Below are 22,115 nucleotides of genomic sequence, written 5' to 3' on the forward strand. Positions count from 1 at the left end.
GATCAAGCACGGATGACCTTGGGGCCTAGCAACGTGTACCGGTGGGCCTCGTGCGCGCTGAGGCCGCTGTCGGTGACGACCGCCTCCAGATCGGAGACCTCGGCGAACCGGTGGAAGCTGGAGACGCCGAACTTCGTGTGCGTCCCCACGAAGATCTTTCTGCGGGACGCGCCGAGCGCCTTGGCCTTCACCGCGCCGACCGCCGGGTCGGGTGTGGTCAGACCGTGCTCGCGGGAGATGCCGTTGGCCCCGATGTAGGCGAGGTCGATGACCATCTCGCCGAGCATCCTGGTGGTCCAGTGGTCCACAGTGGCCAGTGTGTGGCCCCTGACGCGACCGCCCAGCAGCAGGACGGTGCACGACGGGTGCTCGGACATCGCCGCCGCGGTCGGCAGCGACGCGGTGATGATCGTGAGCGGGTTGGTGGTCGGCAACGCCTCCGCGACGAGTTGCGGCGTGTAACCCTCGTCGATGAAGACCGTCTCGGCGTCGTCGAGCCGTTCGGCCGCGGCCTTGGCGATGCGGCGCTTCTCCGGGACGTGCGATCCGGCGCGGAACCGGAGACCCGTCTCGAAACCGGCGCTCTCGACCGGGACACCGCCACCGTGCGTGCGGCGGACCAGGCCGTGCTCGTCGAGCACGCGCAGGTCGCGCCTGACCGTTTCGGGAGCGACGCGCAGTTCCTGCGCCATCTCCACCACGTCGACGCGGCCGTCGGCGCGGGCCCTGGCCAGGATGCGCCGCTTGCGTTCCTCGGCTCGCATGTCACCTGCCCACTCGGCTATCGGTTTGCCCGTTCGGGCCGTGCATAGATGAAACACCCTCGAAACATTGTGGCCGGTACCACAACTGGGTGAGATCCTGCCCGATTTTCGCCCGGCTCGCAGTGGGTGACCGGTCGTTCACGCAGGTCGACCAGAATGGGCACGCCCGAACCGCCGTCCAGGTGTGCCCGGATGGCCCCCAGATCGTTGCTGAATTCGGTGGAACCGGGCGACTCGGTGCAAAGTCCAACAAGGGCCGACGAGGGGACGAGACGCATGAAGTGGGTCGCTGGGTTGTTCGCCCTCGTGATCTTGGGTGCCGGCGTCCTGCTGGGACTGACGGGCTTCACGAGGTTCGATCCCACCGCGGGGACGAACAGCAGACCCGTGACGGATCGGGGAGTCGCCCGCGTGACCGGTTGCTCGTCGAGCGGACCGGTCGGCATCCGGGGCTTCGGCACCTGGTGGACCTGCCAGGCCGACGTCACGTGGGAGAGCGGGCGGCAGACGCGGGTGACGGCCGAACCGGATCAGCTCACCCCGTCCGACCAGGGCACCGAGGTGCCCGTGATGCAGCGCGGCTCGGGCGAGGTTCGCAACGGACCGGACAACGCGCCGGTGTACCGGGCCGACTTCGAACCGAGTGTTGTGCTCGGCATCGGATCGGTGCTCGGAGGCCTCGCGATCGGTGGAATCGGGGCGCTGGCCGTGGTGGGAACGGTCGCGTCCCGTCGCAAGAAGGCACAGGAGAGGGACTACTAGATGAATCCGGCAGGGGCCGACCCCGACGCGATGATGCGTCAGTGGAACGAGCAGATCCAGACGAAGCTCCGGCAGGCCGACGAGATGAAGATGGTCGCGAACGCCGTCCAGGTGACGCAGCGCTCATCTGACGGATCGGTGGCCGTCACCGTCGACCAGAACGGCATCGTGTCGGCGCTGGACCTGAACGACGCGGCGTTGCGCAAGCAGCCCGCCCACCTCTCCGCCGAGATCCTGAACGCGATGCGGGCGGCCCAGGCGCAGATCGCGGCCCGGATGCACGAGGTCATGGCGCCGATCATCGGCGACGACTCCGCGACCATGGACGCGCTGATGGGCGGCTACCAGGAGCGCTTCCCGGAGCCTCCGCCCGAGGAGCCCGGCACGCCTCCGCGTCCCACCGGTCCTCCTGACGACGACGACTTCGGCGGGCACAACTTCGCCCGCGACACCAAGGGGTGGTGAGGACATGACCGCGGCGGGGTTCAACGTCCAGACGCAGGCGATGCGCGAGCACGCCGGCCGGCTCGACGGCATCGTGAGGCAGATCGAGACGGCGCAGCAGGCCATCGGGCAGGCGAGCATCAACGGCGCCAACGCGTACGGGATCCTCTGCAGCCCGTTGCTGGAGCCGATCATGGGCACCATCGAGGCGGCCGGCACCGCTGCCGTGAACACCGCGCACGGCGTGGTCGACGCCACTGTGGACGGTGTCAACGGCATGGCCGACACCTACGACACCGTCGACCAGGCGCTCGGCGGCAACTTCAAGAAGATCGTCGAGAAGCTCGGGGAGCTCACGTCATGACCGCACCGAACCCCCTGGTGGCCGCCGCCCCCGACGCTCCGGGCGCCCTGGCGGGCCTCAACCTGGTCGAGCCGGCGGCGGACGCGGTCTCCGCGATCCAGCGCGGTGACTGGGCGGAGGGCGGCATCAACGTCCTCGGCGCGGGCATCGACGCCCTGGGCTTCCTGACCGACCCGTTCGGCACGCTGCTGTCGTCGGCGTTCGCGTGGTTCATCGAGCACGTCGAGCCGCTGACGTCCATGCTGAACTCGCTCGCGGGCAATCCCGGTGTGATCAACCAGAACGCCGCCACCTGGGGCAACGTCGGTGATCACCTCAAGAGGGCCGGCGAGGACATGGCCCGCGTGGTCGACACCGACACCAGCGCGTGGCGTGGTGCCGCGGTCTCCGCGTACGCCGCCGTGGCCAAGGCGGAGGCGACCGGGGTGAAGGCCGCCGGTCTCGCAGCCGAGGGCGTCGGTGCCGCGCTGACCGGTGCGGGCGTCGCCGTCGCCACGGTGCGGACGATCGTGCGCGACCTGATCTCCATGGCGATGAGCGAACTGGTGCAGGCGCTGATCCGCTGGGCGGCCGCCGCGTTGCTCACGGTCGGACTCGCGACGCCGGGCATCATCGCCGACGGCATCCGGCTGATCATGAAGTGGGCCAAGAAGGTCTCGGACTGGCTCGACAAGGTGATCACGACGATCCGGAACCTGTCGAAGGTCGTCAACAAGATCTTCGAGATCCTGGAGAAGTGCAAGACGGGACTGGCGGCGATCATGCCGAAGGGCGCGGCGGACGCCATCGTGGACACCACCGCGATCGGCATCGCGAAGAACCTGCCCACGGAGGCGGCGAAGGCCGACGACTCGCCGTACGCGACGCGCTGAGCCCGACCTGCTCCGATTCGGGGGGTGGCCCGTTGCCGGTCACCCCCCGAACCCCTTGCTACTTCAGCCAGGCCGCAGCGTCGGGCGGCAACTTGCCGTTGGTGAGCGGAATGCTTGACAACGTTGGCACGGCCGGAAGATCGATCGGCGCGCCGGACAGGTTGACGACGCACGTGGTCTCGCCGCGCTTGAACGCCAGCACGTCCTCGCCGAGGTCGAGCCACTCCAGGTCGCCGTCGATGCCGCGCCGCCGCGCGAACACCTCGCGGTACAGGGCGAGCATCGATTCAGGGTCGTCCGACTGGACCGCGACCGAGAAGTCCTGCCAGTTCTCCGGCTGCGGCAACCAGCTCGGACCGTCCTCAGTGGACCAGGGGAGCGGCACGCGGCACCCGTCGCGACCCCTGTCCGTGAAGCCGGAGCGGTGCCACACCGGGTCCTCGCGCAGCTCGTCCGGCAGGTCCTCGACCTCCCAAAGCCCGAGCTCCTCGCCCTGGTACACGTACACGCCACCGGGCAGCGCGGCCGTGAGCATGATCGCCGCACGAGCCCGGCGCGTGCCCAGTTCGAAGTCGCTCGGGGCGCCGTGCTGCCTGTCCGCGAAGGAGAACCCCGTCTTCTCGCGGCCGTAGCGGGTCACGTGCCGGGTGACGTCGTGGTTGGAGAGCACCCAGGTCGGCGGCGCGCCAACGGGTTCGTGCGCGGCGAGCGTGCTGTCGACGACCTTGCGCAGCTCGTCGGCGTTCCACGGACAGCACAGGAAGTCGAAGTTGAACGCGCTGTGCATCTCGTCCTGCCGGAGGTACCGCGCGAACCGCACCGGGTCCGGCAGCCACATCTCCCCGACGAGGATCCGGTCGCCGTCGTACTCGTCGACGATCTCGCGCCACCGGCGGTAGATGTCGTGCACCCCGTCCTGGTCGGAGTACGGCAGCTCCGCGTCGGGCCTGCTGAAGTCCTTGACCAGTCCGTCGGCCACGTCGATGCGGAAACCGTCGACACCGCGGTCGAGCCAGAACCGCAGGATGTCCTCGAACTCCTGGTGGACCACCGGATTCTCCCAGTTGAGGTCCGGCTGCTCGGCGGCGTAGAGGTGCAGGTACCAGCGGCCGTCGTCGAGCTTGCTCCACGCCGGCCCGCCGAAGCGCGACTGCCAGTCGTTCGGGATCTCCTGCGAGTCGCGCACGTGGAAGCGGTCCCACAGCCCGTCCTTGAACCACGGGTGCTGGTCGCTGCTGTGGTTCGGGACGAGGTCGATGATGATCCGGATGCCCAGCCCGTGCGCGTCCGCGATGAGCTTCTCGGCGTCGGCGAGCGACCCGAACACCGGCTCGATGTCGCGGTAGTCCGCCACGTCGTACCCGCCGTCGGCCAGCGGGCTCGGGTACCACGGGTTGAGCCAGATCGCGTCGAAGCCGAGGCTCGCGATGTGCTGGAGCTTGGCGCGGAGGCCGGCGATGTCACCGATGCCGTCGCCGTTCCCGTCCGCGAAGCTGCGCAGGTAGACCTGGTAGATGGATGCGTTGCGCCACCAACTCATCTGGTGTCCTTTCAGCCTTTTACGCCGCCCGCGGTGAGCCCCGCGAGGATGTGCCGCTGGAACGCCAGGAACAGCGCCACCATCGGCAGGCTCGCCAGCACGAGGCCCGCGAGCAGGAGGTTGATCGGGGTGTCCGGCGCGAAGCGTTGAAGCGCAACGCTGAGCGTCTGCTTCGCCGGATCGGGGAACACGAGCAGCGGCCAGATGAAGTCCTTCCACGCCGCCACGACCGCGAAGATCGAGACGACGGCGAGGATGGGGCGGGAGATCGGCAGCACGATGCGGACGAGGGTCGTCCAGGTGCCCGCGCCGTCGATCCTGGCCGCTTCGAGGAGCTCTTCCGGGATCTGGTCGAAGAAGCGTTTGAGCAGGTAGACGTTCAGCGCGTTCGCCGCGGCCGGCAACCAGATGCCCGCCGGGTTGTTGAGCAGGCCGAGGTCGACGAGCGTGAGGTAGACCGGGACCAGCACGGCCGTCGACGGCAACATCAGCGTCGCCAGCATCAGGCCCATGATCGCGTTGCCGAAGGCCGGCCGCAGTTTGCTGAGCGCGTAGGCCGCGGGGACGATCACGGCCATCTGCACGGCCCACGCGCCGATCGCGACGACGAGCGTGTTGACGAAGAACTTGCCGAGCTCCATGTAGTTCCAGGCGTCGACGTACGCGCCCGGTTCCCACGTCTGCGGCAGGATCGTCGGGGGTTGCTGGGCCAGTTCCGCCGGCGGCTTGAACGCGCCGAGCAGCACCCAGACGAGCGGGAGCAGGAACGCGGCGGTGAACAGGACCAGCGTGATCGTGAGGACGACCCAGTAGAGCTTTCCGGTGCCTCTGGTGAGGGTCCTCATGCGTCGGACCTCTTCGTGATCTTGAGGTAGAGGAAGGAGAAGACGCCCAGCACCGCGAAGAGGATCAGGCTCAGCGCGCTCGCGGTGCCGAAGTCGTTGTAGTAGAAGGCGTACCGGTACAGCAGGAGCAGCACGGTGACCGTGGACTCCTCCGGCCCGCCGCCGGTCATGATGAACGGCTCGGTGAAGATCTGCATGGTCGCGACGACCTGCAGGAGCAGCAGCATCAGGATCACGAACTTGGTCTGGGGGATCGTGATGTGCCAGACCTTCCTGACGATGCCCGCGCCGTCCAGGTCCGCGGCCTCGTACAGCTCACCGGGGATGGTCTGCAGCGCCGCCAGGTAGATCAGCGTCGCCGAGCCCATGTTCGCCCACGTGATGACGAGCACGAGGCTGATCATGCTGGTGTCGGCGGAGTCGAGCCACTGCGACGTCGGCAGCCCGAGTCCTCTGAGGACGGAGTTGAACAGACCGGGTCCCGGGTCGTAGAACCACTTCCACAGCAGGGCCGTGACGACCGGCGGCAACATCACCGGCAGGTAGACCAGCAACCGGAAGTACCCCTTGGCGTGCCGCAGCTCGTTGAGCACCACGGCCGTCAGGAACGGGACTCCGAAACCGATGATCAGCGCGAGAACCGTGAAGTACAGCGTGTTGCGCCACGCCACCCCGAACAGCGGGTCCGCGAAGAGTCGCTCGAAGTTCTCCCAGCCCACCCAGTCGGGACTCGTGACGAAGTTGACCTGCTGGAAGCTCAGGACCACCCCGCGCACGATGGGGTACCAGGAGAACACCGCGAAGACGACCAGCGCGGCACTCAGGAAGCCGTACGCGGTGACGTGGCGCCGCACCTACTTCACCTGCGCCAGGACGGCGTTGACCTTGGTCTCGGCGTCGGCGAGCAACGCCGAGTGGTCGGCGTCCTTGTTGGTGAGCACGGCCTGCACCACGGAGTCGAGGATCGCGTAGACCTGCTGCGCCTGCGGCGGTTCGAGCGAGCCCTTGGTCTTCTCGGAACCGTCCACATAGGCCTGGAAGTTCTTCACCGGCATGGTGGCGTACTTGGCCTTCAGGTCTTCCTGCTTCTTGCGCGGCTCACCGGTCCACACGTCGGCGATCGGCGGGATCGGCAGGCCCACGGGCTGACCGCGGTCCTTGTACTTCTGCAGGTTGCCCTCGAGGCGGTCCGGGTTCAGGTACTTCCACTGGACCCACTTCAGGCCGGCCTTGATCTTCTCCGGCGTGGCCTTCGGGTTGATCATGTACCCCTCGCCGCCGAGCAGGGTGCCCTTCTGCTCCGGGATCGCGGCCAGACCGTAGTCGTCGTACTTGCCCTTGAACTGGTTGACGATCGCGGCGACGTTGTCCGGCGCGGCCAGGTACATGCCGAGCTGCCCGGCGCCCATCATGTTCTGCACGTCGCCGATCTCCAGGAGCTGCTTCTCGCCCATGGAGTTGTCGTCCCAGCGCATCTCCTTGAGCCTGCGCAGGACTTCCTTGCCCTTGTCGTTGTTGAAGTCGGCCTTGTAGGTGTCGCCGTCCTTCTTGGCGATGTCACCTCCGACCGACTTCATCCACGTGGTGAAGTGCCAGCCGCCCTGGTTGCTCTTGCTGTACTCGGCGAACCCGGTGACACCGGCGTCCTTGAGCTTCTTGGCTGCTTGTCGCACTTCGTCCCACGTCTTCGGCGGAGCATCGGGGTCGAGGCCCGCCTTGGTGAAGTTGGTGCGGCTGTACAGCAGCCCCATCGTGTAGTTCGCGGTCGGCAGCCCGTAGACCTTGCCGTCCACCGTGAAGACGTCCTTGAGCTCCTGCTTGATGTCGCCGTAGTGCGGCACGTCCTTCACGTAGTTCGTGAGGTCCGCGGCCTGCTTGCGGGCGATGAGCGCCGCCGGGTCCGTGAAGTAGACGTAGAAGACGTCCTCCAGCTGCCCGCCGGCGAGCTTGGCGCTGAACGTCTTCGGGTCCATGAACCCCTCGTGCGGCACGAGGTCGATGTCCGGGTTCGCTGTCTCGAACTCCGCGACGTCCTCGTCGAAGACCTTGCGGTCGAACGCCTGGGTCTGCGGCGGCTGACCATTGATGTTGATCTGCACCTTGCCGCCGGGCTCAGTCGTGGAACCGCTCCCACAGCTGGCTGAGCTCAGGGCCAGGACACCGCTGATCAGCACGGCAGCGGACTTCTTCATGGTGGGGCCGCCCTTCTCGCGAGCGCGTCGATGTGACGGCGACCATAAGTCCCCGTTACATCTGAACGCAATATCCAGACGAAAACTCGCAAGAAGCTGACTGCGTTCGTTACCTAGCGGGCGCGCTGCTGGCCCTCACCACCAACTCGGGCTCGAACAGCAACTCGTCCGGCGCCACCGCGTTGCCGGAGATCTGGTTGGCGAGGAGTTCGACCGCCGCCCTGCCCATGGCCTCAATGGGTTGCCGCACAGTGGTAAGCGGCGGATCAGTGCAGGTCATGAACGCGGAATCGTCATACCCGATGATCGACACGTCCTTGGGCACGTCCAACCCTGCGCGCCTCACAGCCCTTATCGCACCCAGCGCCAACGGGTCGCTGGCACAGATGATCGCCGTGACCCCGCGCTGCACCAGCTTCGTGGCCGCCGCCTGCCCACCCTCCAGGCTGAACATGGCGTGCTCGACATCCGCCCCACCACACTTGTTGATGGCCTCGAGCTTCCGCTGGCTCGGCACGTGGTCCAACGGCCCCAGCACAGCCCCGATCCGCTTGTGCCCGAGCGACGTCAGATGCCCGTACGCCTGCTCCACCGCAACCGTGTCGTCACACGACACCCGCGGGAACGCAAGATCGTCTATAGCGGCGTTGACCAGCACCGCAGGCAACTTCCGGCTCATCATCTGCTGGTAATGCCCATGGCTCGCGTCCTTCTGCGCGTACAGCCCACCGGCGAACACGATCCCGCTGACATGCTGCTCCAAGAGGAGTTCGAGGTACTCCGCCTCCGTCACCCCGCCGGCCGTCCTGGTGCACAGCACAGGCGTGAAACCCCTTTGCGCCAGCGCGTTGCCCACCACGTCCGCGAACGCGGGGAAGATCGGGTTCTGCAACTCGGGCAACACCAGACCGACCAGCCTCGCCCGTTCACCCCTGAGCTGCGTCGGCCTCTCGTATCCCAGCACGTCAAGTGCGGTGAGCACGGCACTCCGAGTGGCGTCCGAGACCCCCGGCTTGCCGTTCAGCACCCGGCTGACAGTGGCCTCGCTGACCCCGACCTTGGCCGCGACCTCAGCCAACCTCCGTTGCGTCATACCGCAAGTGTACGCAATTTCTTGCGTCCGTTTGCAAGCCACGCTCACCCGCTCGGCAGGCGCCTGTGGGACCGGCCGTGGATAGGCTCGAATGCCATCCGCGAGGGGAGACCACGATGGCCACCGACCCGCTGAAGCCCGTGCCGGTTCCCGTCCCGAAGGACGACCCGCGCTCGTGCTGGCCGCTCAACCCGGCGTCGAAGGACAACCCGGTGCGGGGCGTCGACTGGTTCCGCCGCATGCCGACGGGCGGCGGCACCGTCTACGTGCGGCCAGCTGACTGATCAGATGCCATGCGATCACGCGTGCTCGTCTACTTCGGCAGCCTGCTCGCGACGATCGCACTGATCAACACGCCGGTCCCGCGGATCTTCGTCTCCGCCGTCCTCAATCCCGAGGCCGGCGACGCCGTCGCGCGCAGCCTGGGGTCTGTCACCAAGGACCTCGTGCTGGTGCTGCTCCTCTCGATCTACTTCGAGTGGGTGCGCACCAAGGAACAAGGCGAGCTGTTGCGGGGTATCGACGGCAAGCTCGACGCCCTGAACACAGCGACAGCGCCGGCCCTCCGGCAGCTGGTGCTGGACTCGACCTCGCCCGAAGAGCTCGCCGCGACCGCCTTCGACCGGCACATGCCGCATTCGGGGGACAAGTCCTCCCTCGTGTCGCTCGTGCTCTCGCCCCGTCCCCCTCACCTCGACGTGTCGATGGTGTTGCGGATCGAGCAGGTCGAGGGCGATGTGGTGCACGTCTGCAACCTCGTCGAGACGACCATGCGGCGAGGCTTGGTCTTAATAGCGGCCACGACCTCGCCGACGCACTCGGCCGCGTTGTCCGCGGTGTGCCCGCAGCTGTTCGAGGTCACCGCCCTGCCGCGGTTGACCCCCTTCTCCGAAGCTGTGAAGACGTATGGAGAACAGCTCGAGTGCTACGTGGTTCCGCCGCTCGGCGGAACGAAACGGGTGGAGTTCCGCAAGGTGCCGGCGAACGCGGTGTCCAGGTACATCACTTTGCCTGTCGGGATGGCGAGCTCCGAGCTCGCTCTCTTCGTCGCCGACCTCAGTGGAGAGAGCACCGAGCTGGTTCGGGTGCGTCAGTACTTCTACTGGTCGCAGGACCTCAGCGAGCACTTCATCTACTGGTGTGCGGACCGGCCGATGTTCGTCCGGAGCATCACCGTGGACGTGCGCGAGCTGCTGAGGGCGGGCAGACGGGAGGTGGTCGTGCACGCCTTTCTGGGCGGGATGGAGTCCCTGATGCTCGACACCGACCAAGGGCACCTGTCGACCACGCTCGACCGGTGGTTGGTGCAGGGACAGGGCGTCGTGGCAATTTGGTGAGTCAGCGACGCTGTTCCCGCCACAACAACGCCACGCCGTGCCCCGGCAGCATCCACGACCGCACGTCCAGGTCCCCGAGCTGCTCGGCCTGCAACCACTGCGCCGCCTCCGTCCCGGACCGGAACGTGAACGGCATGATGCGGAACTCGTGGCCGGGAGAGTGGTCGACCGCCAGCTCGGTCGCGTCGAAACTTATGGTGTCCACATAGGACGGATAAGGCGACTGCCAGTACGCGAAGCCGTCGTTGGTGCGCTGCAGGGAACGTGACGACACGGTCAGGCCGAGGATGGCGCGGACGACGTGGTCGTCGGCGATGCCGCTGAGGTCGCACTCCAGGATTCGCAGGTCGCTCATGTGGTCGACGGGGCTGAGCTTGGGCAACGGGGCCATGGCCTCGCGGAAGAACGTCAGGTAGTTCGACCACTGGTCGAAGCGCACCTCGACGGGCGGGATCTGGCTCGGTTCGGCCGAGCGGTTCCTGCCGTCGTGGTCGAGGTAGTCGATCGTGATCTTGGTGGAGTCGCGGATGTCGTCGACCGAGTCGAGGAACAGCGACGCGTCCGGCATGAAGTAGAGCTCGAACAAGGGGTAGCGGCACGCGGCGCTGATCGTGTCGCGCAGGGTGGCGTTGCTGGTGGCGAAGATGACGAACCTGTCGACGGGGACGCTGTGCCGGAAGTGGTGCGTCTGCGTCGTGGTCAGGTGGTAGGTCTTCGTGTCCACGCCTTGAAGTGCCAGCCGGACCGTGGTGCGCGTGCTGATCGTCAGGTCGTCGCCCTTGGGGCGCATGCCGCTGCCGCCGAGCACGCCGGACACCACGTCGTCGTTCTGCTGGCCGGTGCCGTAGATCCTGGACAGGAACGTTCTGAGCACCTCGCTCGGGAGCAGGTGCTCGACGATTCCCGGCCCGGAGATGCGGCCTATCTCGTTCACCAGTCGCTGGTGCAGGAACAGTTCGTAGGAGCCCAGCAAGAAACCCGCCAGAGCCGGCAACGGCCACAGCACGACCAGGACGTCGTGCAACACGCTGCGCGACGTCGGTTGCCACAGCAGCACCGCGGTCAGATCGGCCGCCGCGACGACCAGGAGCAGGATCGCGACGGCGAGCGCCTGTTTGTGCCTGCGCGCCATCACCACCTGGTCGCCGCCCCTCACTCCACCGGGTTGTCCATACATGGTGGGAGTGATGAACGATCAGCGCCAGACCCTTTCGGCCCGTGACGCAGCAGGAACTGCTCAGCGCGAGGTGCCCCAGATGGGGTTGTCTGACACCCCGACGTAAGTGCTCAGCGTGGCTCGGGGCTGTGTGTCGTCAGCGGCCACGTCGTTGTACAGCCCGAGCAGATGGGTGGTCATCGCGCTCTTCGCGCCGACCTCGTCGTGCCGGCGGAGGAACCAGATCACCTGCTCGTGCTCGTTCGCGGAGCGGTTGTGCACCTCACGGGACGGGTGAGCGTGCCGCTTGCAGTCCTGCAGGCCGGGCACGAGCGCCTGGTACATCTGCTCCAGCAGCTCGTTGTGCGACGCGCGGATCAGCGCCGAGTGGAACTCCTCGTCCGACTCGATCACCTCCTGCGTGTCGTCGACAGGCGCGCGCTGGTAGCGGCGGTTGAGCTTCGCGAGCTCGTCCAGCTCACCGTCACCTGCGCGTACCGCGGCCAGTGACGCGGCAGTGGTCTCCAGCGCGATCCGCACTTCCAGCAGATCGGTGTGGGAGAACTGCTTCGCGGCGAGCCTGCCCTCGAGGTTCTGGTCGACGTCGGCGAGGTCGGTGCGGCGGACGTACCAGCCCAGACCGCGGCGAACCTCGACGATGCCCTGCAACTGCAGCCTCTGCAGCGCTGTGCGCAGGGACGACCGGGCGACGTCGAGCTTGCGGGCCAGCTCAGGCTCGGTGGGAAGGCGGTCACCCGCCTTCAACGTGCCGCCGATGATCTGCTCCCGGAGCTTCTGCTCGATCAGCTCCGGAAGGGGGCGTCGCGAATCAGGCGAGAGCGACCAGCCCTCGCCGAGATGGACGTCGTCGGCGGACATTGGTCCAGCTTAGGCCTGTTGCCTGTCGGTTGCAACTTGTCTGGCAACCTGGCGACCGTTGACAGACAACCTACAACACGGGACCCTAAAACCATGGCGAGACGCCCAGGACCGCCCACACCTGGGAGCCCGTGCTCGCCTAGTCGGGAGGGAACTAGATGTCCGCAGGGAGTGCACTCGGAATCGCAGCAGCCGTCGCCGTCGCCGTCACCGCCATCGGATGGCGCACCGTGCTCACGATGATCGCCATCTCCGTCGTCACGCTGGCCGTCGTCGGCTTCGTGAACGTCACCAGCATTATGTTCGGCTGATGACCAGATCAACCTGAAGATCGTGCCCCGGACGCGTCTCCCACAGGACATGTCCGGGGCACCTGAATTTGTTGGGGAATCCAATGTGTCGCTCAAGTCGCTCTGTGCCTTACGCTGCGCGCCAACATCGGCCGCACCGTGGTGCGGCCATGACTCGTTGGCGTCGGGGGACGTGAGTACGGGGTCGTTTGATGACGGGTTCGCCCACCACGAGCACGCATGTGCTGCATGCGGCGCTGGTTCCTGCGCCCGCTTTGGTGGATGAGAGGCGCACGCTCTACCGCTTGGCTGCTGAGATGTTCGCGCCGGGAACCGAGTTGTCCGACAACCTCGCAGATCACCCGATCGTCCGATACGAGATCGGCAGAGCGCTCGCCGGGCACGGCGATCTGGACCCCGGACAACTGCCCCGGGTCGCCTCGATGAAGGTCCGCGACGCCGGCGTGCCCGTGGCGGCCGACCCGTCGGCGGCCGAGTTGCTCGAAGCCCCGCTGCGCATCGTCGCTCCGTCCGGGGTTCATCCGGAACCGCTGACCGAAGCCGACGGCGAGAGGTTCGAGCGCGCTCTGGAGATCGTGGACGAGGGTGTCCGGCTCCTGCAGAAGTTCGCGCCGGACATGGCTGACGATTTGCTCGCCCACGTTTCCATGCTCGCGGTGCTCAAGCGTGAGACTTCAGGTGGCCTGGTGTCGGCGTCCTCGCGGTACGTCCCCGGCATCGTGCTGATCGACGAACCCGCGCTGCCGATGGAAGTGGCTGAAGCCCTTGTCCACGAAGGCGCACACGAAAAGTTCTTCGACCTCGCCATCGCAAAAGATTTTCTTGACCTGAGCGCTGAAGACGCGGATTATTTCGAGACTTCGTGGTCGCACGCGCGATGGCCACTGGAACAGACCTTCGCGGCGTGGCACGCCTACAACTGTCTTGCGCAGTTCAGTGTTTCAATTGGCCCCGAACAACTCGGGTCTGATTCATTGCTGACTAAAGCAAGAGAGCGGGCCGACGAGATCGGCCAGTGGCTGCTCGCACATGAAGACGATTTGCGTTCAGACGCGCGCTGGCTGCTTCGTGCCCTGGTGGGCGACACAGTTGATCTTAAAGGCGAGGGCGGTGTGCGGTCTCAAGTGGACGATGTCACACTATCGTCTGAGATCTCAGAAAACTGCCACTTTCGCCTGCTCCCGGACGTGTTCTACAAGCGCGCGACCTCAGGGCGAGTAGTGGTGGGCAAGGCCGCACGACCCGTTCAGATCTTCTGGCTCAACCACGACGCCAGTTGGACTCTGGATCAGTGGCGTAAAGATGGTGCGATGGAAACGTTCGGGCGGTTGCTCGTCCGGGCTACCGAGGAATGGCAGGTCAGCTCCGCAGTGGCAGCGGAGCGCCTGAAAACTGCAATCGGTTCACTACTGCGCTCATCGATCGTCGGGTCGCCCGAAGCACATTGACCCCGAGAAGGAACAATGACCTCCCCGAACCAGCCTTCACGCCTGCCGCAGTTCCCGCACAACGCCGGCATGCCTGTTGCCCATCCCGCGCCTGGTGTGGGTCCGGTGATCGGCCAGCCGGTCACTCCCGTTCAGTGGTTCCGGCGCATGCCGACCGGGGGAACGGTCTACGTCGTGAAGCCCGCCGAGGGTCGGCAAAGCTGACTTTCAGGCGTTGAAAGGGGGTCGCTTCGCAGGCCCCCTTCGGCATTGAAGCGTCCGGGCGCCTAGCTGTGCTCCATCAGCAGGCCCCACAGCGTGCCGAACAGGATCCGCACCTCCAGCCAGAACTCCACGTCAGCAGGATCGACCCCACCGCCGTAGACCTCCACGGCGCGGCGAGCCGCCTCGGAGCCACGAGCACCCGCCAAACAAGCCAGGTCCCAGGCGACCGGACCGCGCCAGGCGTCCTCGAAGTCCAGCCACAACGGCCCGGCCGAGGTCACCAGCAGATTGCCGTAGTGCGAGTCACCGTGCAGCGGCTGGACGTCGTTGTAGTGCGCGTTCCAGGAAGCCAGCAGCTCCTCCCGCCGCGAGCGGAGCGGCTCGAGGCCGGACACGCCCGAACCGTCCAAATAGGCCAGCGTGTTGTCGACGTCGTCGAGAGGCCCACGCGCAGGCAGCGAGCCGGGATACAGCCGTAGCTCCGCATGCAGGTCAGGCAGCAGCTTGAGCACGTCAGTCCGCGACAACTCCACATCGGCGAAATGCGGAACGTACGTGCTGAACGAGACCACGAAGCCGTCGAACGTGTGAGGCCCGGCCGGCAGTTCGGCAGAAGGCGCCACAACCGGCACACCCCGTGAGTCCAGGAACGCCGACACAGACAGATCACGGGCAAAGTGCTCAGAAACCGACGGGCGGACCAGGGCCGTGCGTGCGGCAACGCGGGCGACGACCGGGGCCGGGCGCAGGTGCACGATGACGTTGCTGCCGTCCTTCAGCACGACGGGGTCGTGCGAGACAACGCCGTAAGAGGCCGCGAGAGAGACGGCGGCGCGCACGCCTTCCAAAGCATCCACGGCTGGAAGGCTGGCATCAGCCCTGCGGGAGGAGCGACTCCATTTCCGCGATCTCCTTCTCCTGGTGAGCGACGACGTCCTGCGCGAGCTTGCGGGTCTGCGGGTCGGTGCCGGCCGCAAGGTGCTTCTCGGCCATCTCCACGGCGCCCCGGTGGTGCTGGATCATCAGGGACAGCCACTGGCGGTCGAAGGCGGCGTCGTCCAGGTCCGCGAGGTTGCCCAGCGAGACCATGCCGTGCGACTCGGTGTGGCCGTGCGAGGTGTGGGAGGACGCCTGGACGGGGGCGTTCCACGTGCGGAGCCAGCCGTTCATGCGGTCGATCTCGGGCTTCTGGGCGTCCGCTATGCGCTTGGCCAGGTCGATCACGCGGGGGTTCTCGGTGCGGGACGCGACCAGGGCTGACATCTCCAGGGCCTGCTCGTGGTGCGGGACCATGCCCTGGGCGAACTGGACGTCCGCCGAGTTGTGCGTGGCGGGGGTGCCACAGGCGGCCAGCAACAGGACAGAAGCGACAGCGAGCAATCGGAGCACGGCGGCAGGATACGTGTGACGTGCGCTACGCCGCTGGCCACCGGCTGTGGCCCACCCGAATGGAGCTGATCGGCTCCGTCTAATATCCGGGGAGTTTCCCGAACTACTGGTCCCACCAAGGCCTGGAGGTACCGTGACGGCCGTAGCCCCGCAGCCGATCGCAACGCGTCCTTATCCGACGCGCACCGCGGTCAAGGGGTCCTTCCTGCTGCGGATGTTCCGCACCACGGACCACAAGCAAATCGGCATCATGTACTTGGTCACGTCGTTCGCCTTCTTCATGGTCGGCGGCGCGATGGCCATGCTGATGCGGACCGAGCTGGCCCGGCCCGGCATGCAGTTCCTGAGCCAGGAGCAGTTCAACCAGCTCTTCACGATGCACGGCACCGTGATGCTGCTGCTGTACGCGACGCCGATCGTGTTCGGCTTCGCGAACTTCGTGCTTCCGCTGCAGATCGGCTCGCCCGACGTGGCGTTCCCGCGGCTCAACGCCTTCTCGTACTGGCTCTACCTCTTCGGTGGGCTGATCGTGATGGCGGGCTTCGTGACGCCCGGTGGCGCGGCTGACTTCGGCTGGTTCGCGTACACGCCGCTCTCGAGCGCCATCCACTCGCCCGGCGCGGGTGCCGACCTGTGGATCTCCGGCCTGGTGGTCGGTGGTCTCGGCACCATCCTCGGCGCGGTGAACATGATCACCACGGTGGTCTGCCTGCGCGCGCCCGGCATGACGATGTTCCGGATGCCGATCTTCACCTGGAACATCCTGGTGACGTCGGTGCTGGTGCTGCTCGCGTTCCCGATCCTGACCGCGGCCCTGCTGGGCCTGCTGGCGGACCGGCATCTCGGAGCCCACGTGTTCGACCCCGCCAACGGCGGTGTGATCCTGTGGCAGCACCTCTTCTGGTTCTTCGGGCACCCGGAGGTCTACATCGTCGCCTTGCCGTTCTTCGGCATCGTGTCGGAGATCTTCCCGGTGTTCAGCCGCAAGCCGATCTTCGGTTACAACGGCCTGGTCTACGCGACGCTCGGCATCGCGGCCCTGTCCGTCGCGGTGTGGGCGCACCACATGTACGCGACCGGCGCCGTGCTGCTGCCGTTCTTCGCCTTCATGACGTTCCTCATCGCTGTCCCGACCGGTGTGAAGTTCTTCAACTGGATCGGCACGATGTGGAAGGGGCAGCTGACGTTCGAGACGCCCATGCTGTTCAGCATCGGCTTCATCGTGACGTTCCTCTTCGGTGGTCTGTCCGGCATCCTGCTGGCCGCCCCGGCGATCGACTTCCACGTGTCGGACACGTACTTCGTCGTCGCGCACTTCCACTACGTGCTCTACGGCACGATCGTGTTCGCCACCTTCGCGGGCATCTACTTCTGGTTCCCGAAGATCACCGGCCGCTTCATGGACGAGCCGCTCGGCAAGCTGCACTTCTGGACGACGTTCCTCGGCTTCCACGCGACGTTCCTCGTCCAGCACTGGCTGGGCAACGAGGGCATGCCGCGCCGGTACGCCGACTACCTCGCGTCCGACGGCTTCACGACGCTCAACATGATCTCCACGATCGGTGCCTACATCCTCGGCGCGTCGACGCTGCCGTTCATCTGGAACGTCTTCCGGAGCTACCGCTTCGGTGAGGTCGTGACGGTGGACGACCCGTGGGGTTACGGCAACTCGCTCGAGTGGGCGACGTCGTCCCCGCCGCCGCGGCACAACTTCACCGAGCTGCCCCGGATCCGTTCGGAGCGCCCGGCGTTCGAGCTGCACTACCCGCACATGATCGAACGCATCCGGAACGAGGGCCACGTGACCTTCACCGGCAAGACGATCCAGCACAAGGACGCCAAGCCGGCGCTGTCCGAGATGGCGGCGTCCGCGATCAAGTCGGGTACGGCCTCCGAGAAGGACGACGACGAACACAAGTAACCTGCTCTTCACAGGTTCAACGACGAGCCCCGGCTGCTTCGCGCGGTCGGGGCTCGTCGCGTTCTACGAGGAGACGACGACGTGAAAACGCCCGTGCTCATCACCGTGACCGGCCCCGACAAGCCTGGCGTCTCCTCGGTGCTCTTCGCCGTGCTGACCAGGCACGGCGTCGAGGTGCTCGACGTCGAGCAGGTCGTGATCAGGGGCCGGCTGGTGCTCGGCGCGCTGGTCTCGACCGAGCACGACCCCGAGGGTCTGCAGGAGTCGGTCGAGCAGGCCATGGCCACCGTCTCGATGCACGTGGAGATCGAGATCGGCGCCGACTCGAAGCGCAGCTCGCGCCTGGAGTCGTCGCACGTGCTGATCGTGCTCGGCCGCCCGGTCACGGCGAAGGCGTTCACCGAGGTCGCGCGCCGGCTGGCGTCGCTCGGCGTGAACATCGACGCGATCCGCGGCGTCGCCGACTACCCCGTCACGGGTCTTGAGCTGCGCGTTTCCGTCGCCGACGACACGATGGAGAGCGACGCCGCACTGCGGTCCGCGCTCGCCGAGGTGTCGGTCCGGGTGGGCCTCGACATCGCGGTCGAACGGGCCGGGCTGACCCGCCGGGCCAAGCGCCTGGTGGTGTTCGACGTCGACTCCACGCTGATCCAGGGCGAGGTGATCGAGATGCTGGCCGCGCACGTCGGGTGCGAGGAGCAGGTGCGCGAGATCACCGAGGCCGCGATGCGCGGCGAGCTCGACTTCGCCGAGTCGCTGCGGCGCCGGGTCGCGCTGCTGGAGGGCCTCGACGAGAAGGTGCTGGACGAGGTCGGGGCGTCGCTCGAGCTCACGGCCGGTGCGCGCACGACGATCCGGACGTTGAAGCGCCTCGGGTTCTTCTGCGGTGTCGTGTCCGGCGGGTTCACGAAGGTCATCACGGGCCTCGCCGACGAGCTGCAGCTCGACTTCTGCGCCGCGAACACGCTGGAGGTCGTGGACGGCAAGCTCACCGGGAAGGTCGTCGGCGACATCGTCGACCGGCCCGGCAAGGCCGTGGCGCTGCGCCGGTTCGCCGAGGAGGTCGGCGTGTCGCTGGCGCAGTGCGTGGCGGTCGGTGACGGCGCGAACGACATCGACATGCTCAACGCGGCGGGCCTCGGCATCGCGTTCAACGCCAAGCCGGCGCTGCGCGAGGTGGCCGACACGGCGCTGTCGCACCCGTTCCTCGACGCCGTGCTGTTCATCCTCGGCGTCACGCGCGCCGAGGTGGAGGCCGCCGACGCGGCCGACGGCCTGGAGCTGACCCGGCTGTGACGATCCTCGACCTGATCGCCTCCCGGAACTACGCCGAGGAGTCCGAAGTCCGCGCGATGCCGATGGTGCTGCGCATCGAACGCGTCGACCCGCCGTCCAGGACGGCGTTGCTGGAGGCCGCGGCCGCTTCGGCGGTCGCGGTTTGCCTCGACCCGCGCGCCGACGTCGACGGCGAGTGGCACGAGGCCGTCCGGGCGTGGGTGGCCGGGCGGATCCGCAAGGTGGCTCGGCGGGCCCGCGGCGTGCAGTGGGAGGCCGTGCAGGACCTGCCGGGCGTGACGATCACCGTGGACGGCGCGTCGGTCCGTTCGCTGCTGCCCGTCCTGGTGTCCGAGACGCCCCGGGAGGTCGCCAAGCTGCAGATCTCCGGTTCCGACCTGCCCGTCGACGAGCCGGGAGCGGTGCCGGAGGGCGCGCGGCTGCTGTACGTGAACCCGCGCGTGGAGATGTCGGCCGGCAAGCTCGCGGCCCAGGTGGGCCACGCGTCGATGCTGCTGGCGCCGACGCTCTCGGAGACGGAGCTGAAGGCGTGGGCGGCGCTGGACTACCGCTGTGCCGTGCGGACGCCGTCCGTGGCCGAGTGGGACTCGCTGATCCACCGCGGTGACGTCATGGCGGTGCGGGACGCGGGCTTCACCGAGGTCGAACCGGGCACGACGACGGTACTCGCGGTTTAGAAGCGCGCGAATCGGGTAAATCCGCGTCTCGTGGGCTTCCTCGACGTTCTCGACGCCCGGCTCGGAGACGGGCTGGAGAACCTGCTGTGCTCCCATCACACGCGAAGGCTGCGGCGACTGGGGTGGGGCGACGTGCTCGAAGGCGACGGCGCGGGGTGGTTCACGCCGCGCCGGCCGGTGCAGCACGGCAACAGGATCGAGGTCCTGGTCGACGGGGCCAACGCGTTCCCGGTGATCGCCGAGGCGATCGAGAACGCGCGGAAGTACGTGCACATCGCGAACTGGCACGCGTCGCCGGACTTCCGGCTGACCCGCGAGCCGGGTGCGCCGCAGTTGCGCGAGCTGCTGTCGGCGGCCGCGGAACGGGTGCCGGTGCGCGTGCTCCTGTGGGCAGGCCCGCCCGTGCCGTTCTTCGAACCGACGCGCAAGCGCGCCGCCGCGGCCCAGAAGGCGTTCCTGGAGTGCGGCGCGGTGCGGTGCGAGCTCGACGCGCGGGAACGAACCCTGCACTGCCACCACGAGAAGATCGTCATCATCGACGACGTGGCGTTCGTCGGCGGCCTCGACATGACCGCGGTGGAGGGCGACCGCCACGACTCGCCGGACCACCCGCCGCGCGACCTCGGCTGGCACGACCACATCGCGAAGCTCGAAGGTCCCGTCGTCGCGGAGGTGGCCTCGCACTTCGCCGCGCGCTGGCTCGAGATCGCGGGGGAGACCCTGCCCGCGCCCGAGGTGCCGCCCGAGGCCGGGTCGTCGTCGGTGCAGCTGGTCCGCACGATTCCGGAGAAGACCTACGACTTCTCGCCGCACGGCGATTTCAGCCTGCTCGACTCGTACCTGCGCGCCCTGCGCGCGGCGGAGTCGTTCGTGTACGTGGAGAACCAGTTCCTGTGGTCGCCGGAGATCACCGAGGTGCTCCTGGAGAAGCTGCACAACCCGCCGTCGCCGGAGTTCCGGCTGGTGCTGGTGTTGCCGCAGAAGCCGAGCAACGGCGCCGACACCACCCGCGGGCAGCTCGGCCGGTTGCTCGACGCCGGTTCGGACGATCAGGTCCTCGCCGCGACCCTGGTCTCCCACGGTGACGCGCCGGTCTACGTGCACGCCAAACTGTGCATTGTGGACGACAAGTGGATGTCCGTCGGTTCGGCGAACCTCAACGAGCACTCGCTGTTCAACGACACCGAGGTCAACGTCGTGACGGACGACGCGGAAGTCGTGCGCGCCACGCGGCTGCGGCTGTGGGAGGAACACCTCGGGACCGACGTGTCCGGGAAGCCCGTGCACGAGGTCGTCGACGAGGTGTGGCGGCGGGAGCTCGAGGGAGCGGGCAGGGTGACGGAGCTTCCCGGGGTGTCCCGCCGTGCCGGAAGATTGCAAGGACCGTTACGTGGATTGCTGGTCGACGGCTGACCTGCGGCGCTAGCGTGGCCGGGTGGCCAACGAGGTGACGATCCCGCTGCTGCCGTGCGCCTCCATCGACGAGGTGGCCGAGTTCTACGTGATGCTCGGGTTCACGGTCACGTACCGGCAGTACCGCCCGAACGCGTACCTGTCGGTGCGGCGGGAGGAGATCAACCTCCACTTCTTCGGCATCCCGGGTTACGAGGCCGAGCAGTCGTACAGCTCGTGCCTGATCCAGGTCGAGGACCCCGGTGAGCTGTACGAGGCGTTCGCCCACGGCATGCGCGCGGTCTACGGGCAGGTGCTGGTCACGGGGATCCCGCGGATGACCAGGCCCCGGCGCGACGGGTTCCTCTTCGTCGACCCCGGCGGCAACTGGATCCGGGTGGTGCCGGCCGTGCGCGAGCGGGAGGCCACGCGCAACGGGCTGTCGCGGGCGTTGACCAACGCGGTGACGCTGGCCGGGTCGCACGGGGCCGAGCGGCAGGCGTTGAAGATCCTCGAAGGGGCGCTGGTGCGGGAGGTGCACGCCTCGGAGGAGGAGCGGGCGTCAGCGCTGGAGTTCCGCGAAGAGCTGCTTGAACGGCTTAATCTACATAGGTAGTCTTAGTGGTGTGGAGCCACTGCAACGCATCGGCAAGGCCACCGTCGACGTGCTCGAGGTGCTGCTCGGGGCCGAGGAGCCGCGCTGGGGCCTGGAGATCATCAAGCTCACCGGCAGGCCGTCCGGCAGCGTCTACCCGCTGCTCGACCGGCTGGAACGGGCCGGGTGGGTCACCTCCGCGTGGGACGACGACGCGCAACGGCGTGGGCCGCGCCGGCGGATGTACCGGCTGACGGCCGAAGGGGCGGCGGAGGCGCGCAAGGTCGTGGCGCGGGCTGCTCCTGCCCCGAGATTTGTACCGCGGGCGGCGCAATGAGAGTCGCGTTGTCGTTGGTGCGCCTGGTGGCGCCTGATGAGCGCTATCGCGAGCAGTGGGAAGCGGATGTTGTTGGCGCGCGCGAACTCGGCATGTCGCCGTTGTCGGTGGCGTTCGGGGCTGTGCGGGCTGCCGTTGTCATGCCTTCGAAGGGAGCTGTCGTGGTCGGTCCGTTGGGGATTGCTTTGAAGCACGCCGGAACATCGCGTGGACGGGTGCTGGCGGTCGCCGTGGTGTCGGCGTTGATGCTGCTGGGCGGAATCGTGTTGCTGTTCGCTTGAGCAAATAGCTCCGTGT

26 protein-coding genes are annotated in these 22,115 nt (G+C 67.3%); 16 read left to right on the top strand and 10 right to left on the bottom strand.

Translation table 11 applies throughout. The features are described from left to right. Positions 1-2 precede the first annotated feature (2 nt). Positions 3-764 carry a DeoR/GlpR family DNA-binding transcription regulator gene (locus IE307_RS25550; protein ID WP_191301908.1) on the bottom strand — a complete coding sequence of 254 codons (762 nt, stop codon included), beginning with the start codon at positions 762-764 and terminating at the stop codon, positions 3-5. A gap of 276 nt (positions 765-1,040) precedes the next feature. On the opposite strand from IE307_RS25550, the gene IE307_RS25555 reads away from it, so the two are divergent. The 4 genes from IE307_RS25555 to IE307_RS25570 are packed head-to-tail and all read left to right on the top strand — an operon-like array spanning position 1,041 to position 3,206. Then, positions 1,041-1,526 (top strand): DUF6346 domain-containing protein, encoded by a 486-nt coding sequence (locus IE307_RS25555; RefSeq protein ID WP_191301909.1) that lies wholly within the window; start codon positions 1,041-1,043, stop codon positions 1,524-1,526. Next, positions 1,527-1,991 (top strand): YbaB/EbfC family nucleoid-associated protein, encoded by a 465-nt coding sequence (locus IE307_RS25560; protein WP_191301910.1) that lies wholly within the window; start codon positions 1,527-1,529, stop codon positions 1,989-1,991. Between the two features lie 4 nt (positions 1,992-1,995). Further along, complete coding sequence (locus IE307_RS25565; RefSeq protein ID WP_191301911.1) at positions 1,996-2,334, top strand: type VII secretion target; 339 nt, start codon at positions 1,996-1,998, stop codon at positions 2,332-2,334. Further along, positions 2,331-3,206: a hypothetical protein gene (locus IE307_RS25570; protein ID WP_191301912.1), complete on the top strand. Its 876-nt coding sequence runs from the start codon at positions 2,331-2,333 to the stop codon at positions 3,204-3,206. Before IE307_RS25565 ends, IE307_RS25570 begins: the two co-directional genes overlap by 4 nt. 58 nt (positions 3,207-3,264) lie before the next feature. On the opposite strand, the gene IE307_RS25575 is transcribed toward IE307_RS25570, so the two are convergent. The 5 genes from IE307_RS25575 to IE307_RS25595 all read right to left on the bottom strand — a co-directional run bounded on the left by IE307_RS25575 (position 3,265) and on the right by IE307_RS25595 (position 8,876). After that, a complete protein-coding gene (locus IE307_RS25575; protein ID WP_191301913.1) occupies positions 3,265-4,746 on the bottom strand; it encodes a glycoside hydrolase family 13 protein in 1,482 nt (493 codons plus the stop codon). 11 nt (positions 4,747-4,757) lie between these two features. Continuing rightward, positions 4,758-5,591 (bottom strand): carbohydrate ABC transporter permease, encoded by an 834-nt coding sequence (locus tag IE307_RS25580; protein ID WP_191301914.1) that lies wholly within the window; start codon positions 5,589-5,591, stop codon positions 4,758-4,760. Continuing rightward, the gene (locus IE307_RS25585; protein WP_191301915.1) at positions 5,588-6,445 is read right to left on the bottom strand and encodes a carbohydrate ABC transporter permease; all 858 of its coding nucleotides are present in this window, start codon (positions 6,443-6,445) and stop codon (positions 5,588-5,590) included. The genes IE307_RS25580 and IE307_RS25585 overlap by 4 nt, the downstream gene beginning before the upstream one ends. After that, entirely contained in the window at positions 6,446-7,783 is a 1,338-nt protein-coding gene (locus tag IE307_RS25590; protein WP_191301916.1) for an ABC transporter substrate-binding protein, read from the bottom strand. It lies immediately after the preceding gene. Between the two features lie 109 nt (positions 7,784-7,892). Continuing rightward, complete coding sequence (locus IE307_RS25595; RefSeq protein WP_191301917.1) at positions 7,893-8,876, bottom strand: LacI family DNA-binding transcriptional regulator; 984 nt, start codon at positions 8,874-8,876, stop codon at positions 7,893-7,895. 116 nt (positions 8,877-8,992) lie between these two features. Between IE307_RS25595 and IE307_RS25600 the strand changes: the two genes are divergently transcribed. Together IE307_RS25600 and IE307_RS25605 are read left to right on the top strand one after the other, a co-directional pair. Next, entirely contained in the window at positions 8,993-9,160 is a 168-nt protein-coding gene (locus tag IE307_RS25600; RefSeq protein WP_191301918.1) for a hypothetical protein, read from the top strand. Positions 9,161-9,169: 9 nt separating this feature from the next. Then, positions 9,170-10,213: a hypothetical protein gene (locus IE307_RS25605; protein WP_191301919.1), complete on the top strand. Its 1,044-nt coding sequence runs from the start codon at positions 9,170-9,172 to the stop codon at positions 10,211-10,213. Position 10,214: 1 nt separating this feature from the next. Here the strand turns inward: IE307_RS25605 and IE307_RS25610 are convergent, their stop codons facing one another. Together IE307_RS25610 and IE307_RS25615 are read right to left on the bottom strand one after the other, a co-directional pair. Beyond that, positions 10,215-11,369, bottom strand: a complete 1,155-nt coding sequence (locus IE307_RS25610; protein ID WP_229905055.1) for a hypothetical protein — start codon at positions 11,367-11,369, stop codon at positions 10,215-10,217. Between the two features lie 81 nt (positions 11,370-11,450). Then, on the bottom strand, positions 11,451-12,248 hold the full coding sequence (locus IE307_RS25615) for a FadR/GntR family transcriptional regulator (RefSeq protein ID WP_191301920.1): 798 nt from the start codon (positions 12,246-12,248) through the stop codon (positions 11,451-11,453). 158 nt (positions 12,249-12,406) lie between these two features. Between IE307_RS25615 and IE307_RS25620 the strand changes: the two genes are divergently transcribed. From IE307_RS25620 to IE307_RS25630, 3 genes are all read left to right on the top strand, one after another. Continuing rightward, the gene (locus IE307_RS25620) at positions 12,407-12,559 is read left to right on the top strand and encodes a hypothetical protein (RefSeq protein ID WP_191301921.1); all 153 of its coding nucleotides are present in this window, start codon (positions 12,407-12,409) and stop codon (positions 12,557-12,559) included. Between the two features lie 191 nt (positions 12,560-12,750). Continuing rightward, positions 12,751-14,007 (top strand): aKG-HExxH-type peptide beta-hydroxylase, encoded by a 1,257-nt coding sequence (locus IE307_RS25625; RefSeq protein ID WP_191301922.1) that lies wholly within the window; start codon positions 12,751-12,753, stop codon positions 14,005-14,007. Positions 14,008-14,022: 15 nt separating this feature from the next. Beyond that, the gene (locus IE307_RS25630) at positions 14,023-14,211 is read left to right on the top strand and encodes a hypothetical protein (protein WP_191301923.1); all 189 of its coding nucleotides are present in this window, start codon (positions 14,023-14,025) and stop codon (positions 14,209-14,211) included. 62 nt (positions 14,212-14,273) lie between these two features. Here the strand turns inward: IE307_RS25630 and IE307_RS25635 are convergent, their stop codons facing one another. Both IE307_RS25635 and IE307_RS25640 read right to left on the bottom strand, forming a co-directional pair. Further along, a complete protein-coding gene (locus tag IE307_RS25635) occupies positions 14,274-15,068 on the bottom strand; it encodes a phosphotransferase family protein (RefSeq protein ID WP_191301924.1) in 795 nt (264 codons plus the stop codon). A 16-nt stretch (positions 15,069-15,084) separates the two neighbouring features. After that, a complete protein-coding gene (locus IE307_RS25640; RefSeq protein ID WP_229905056.1) occupies positions 15,085-15,600 on the bottom strand; it encodes a DUF305 domain-containing protein in 516 nt (171 codons plus the stop codon). Positions 15,601-15,733: 133 nt separating this feature from the next. Between IE307_RS25640 and ctaD the strand changes: the two genes are divergently transcribed. The 7 genes from ctaD to IE307_RS25675 all read left to right on the top strand — a co-directional run bounded on the left by ctaD (position 15,734) and on the right by IE307_RS25675 (position 22,099). Then, complete coding sequence (gene ctaD / locus IE307_RS25645) at positions 15,734-17,521, top strand: aa3-type cytochrome oxidase subunit I (RefSeq protein ID WP_191301925.1); 1,788 nt, start codon at positions 15,734-15,736, stop codon at positions 17,519-17,521. An 81-nt stretch (positions 17,522-17,602) separates the two neighbouring features. Beyond that, entirely contained in the window at positions 17,603-18,817 is a 1,215-nt protein-coding gene (gene serB, locus IE307_RS25650) for a phosphoserine phosphatase SerB (protein ID WP_191301926.1), read from the top strand. Positions 18,818-18,873: 56 nt separating this feature from the next. After that, positions 18,874-19,494, top strand: a complete 621-nt coding sequence (locus IE307_RS25655; protein ID WP_191302161.1) for a peptidyl-tRNA hydrolase — start codon at positions 18,874-18,876, stop codon at positions 19,492-19,494. A gap of 30 nt (positions 19,495-19,524) precedes the next feature. Further along, positions 19,525-20,907 (top strand): phospholipase D-like domain-containing protein, encoded by a 1,383-nt coding sequence (locus IE307_RS25660; protein ID WP_191301927.1) that lies wholly within the window; start codon positions 19,525-19,527, stop codon positions 20,905-20,907. A gap of 22 nt (positions 20,908-20,929) precedes the next feature. Further along, entirely contained in the window at positions 20,930-21,502 is a 573-nt protein-coding gene (locus IE307_RS25665; RefSeq protein WP_191301928.1) for a DUF8817 family protein, read from the top strand. 10 nt (positions 21,503-21,512) lie between these two features. Next, complete coding sequence (locus tag IE307_RS25670; protein ID WP_191301929.1) at positions 21,513-21,818, top strand: helix-turn-helix transcriptional regulator; 306 nt, start codon at positions 21,513-21,515, stop codon at positions 21,816-21,818. Positions 21,819-21,826: 8 nt separating this feature from the next. Then, complete coding sequence (locus tag IE307_RS25675; protein ID WP_191301930.1) at positions 21,827-22,099, top strand: hypothetical protein; 273 nt, start codon at positions 21,827-21,829, stop codon at positions 22,097-22,099. Positions 22,100-22,115 lie beyond the last annotated feature (16 nt).

The sequence above is a fragment of the Lentzea cavernae genome (assembly GCF_014653695.1).
In the GTDB taxonomy this organism is placed as follows: Bacteria; Actinomycetota; Actinomycetes; order Mycobacteriales; family Pseudonocardiaceae; genus Lentzea; species Lentzea cavernae.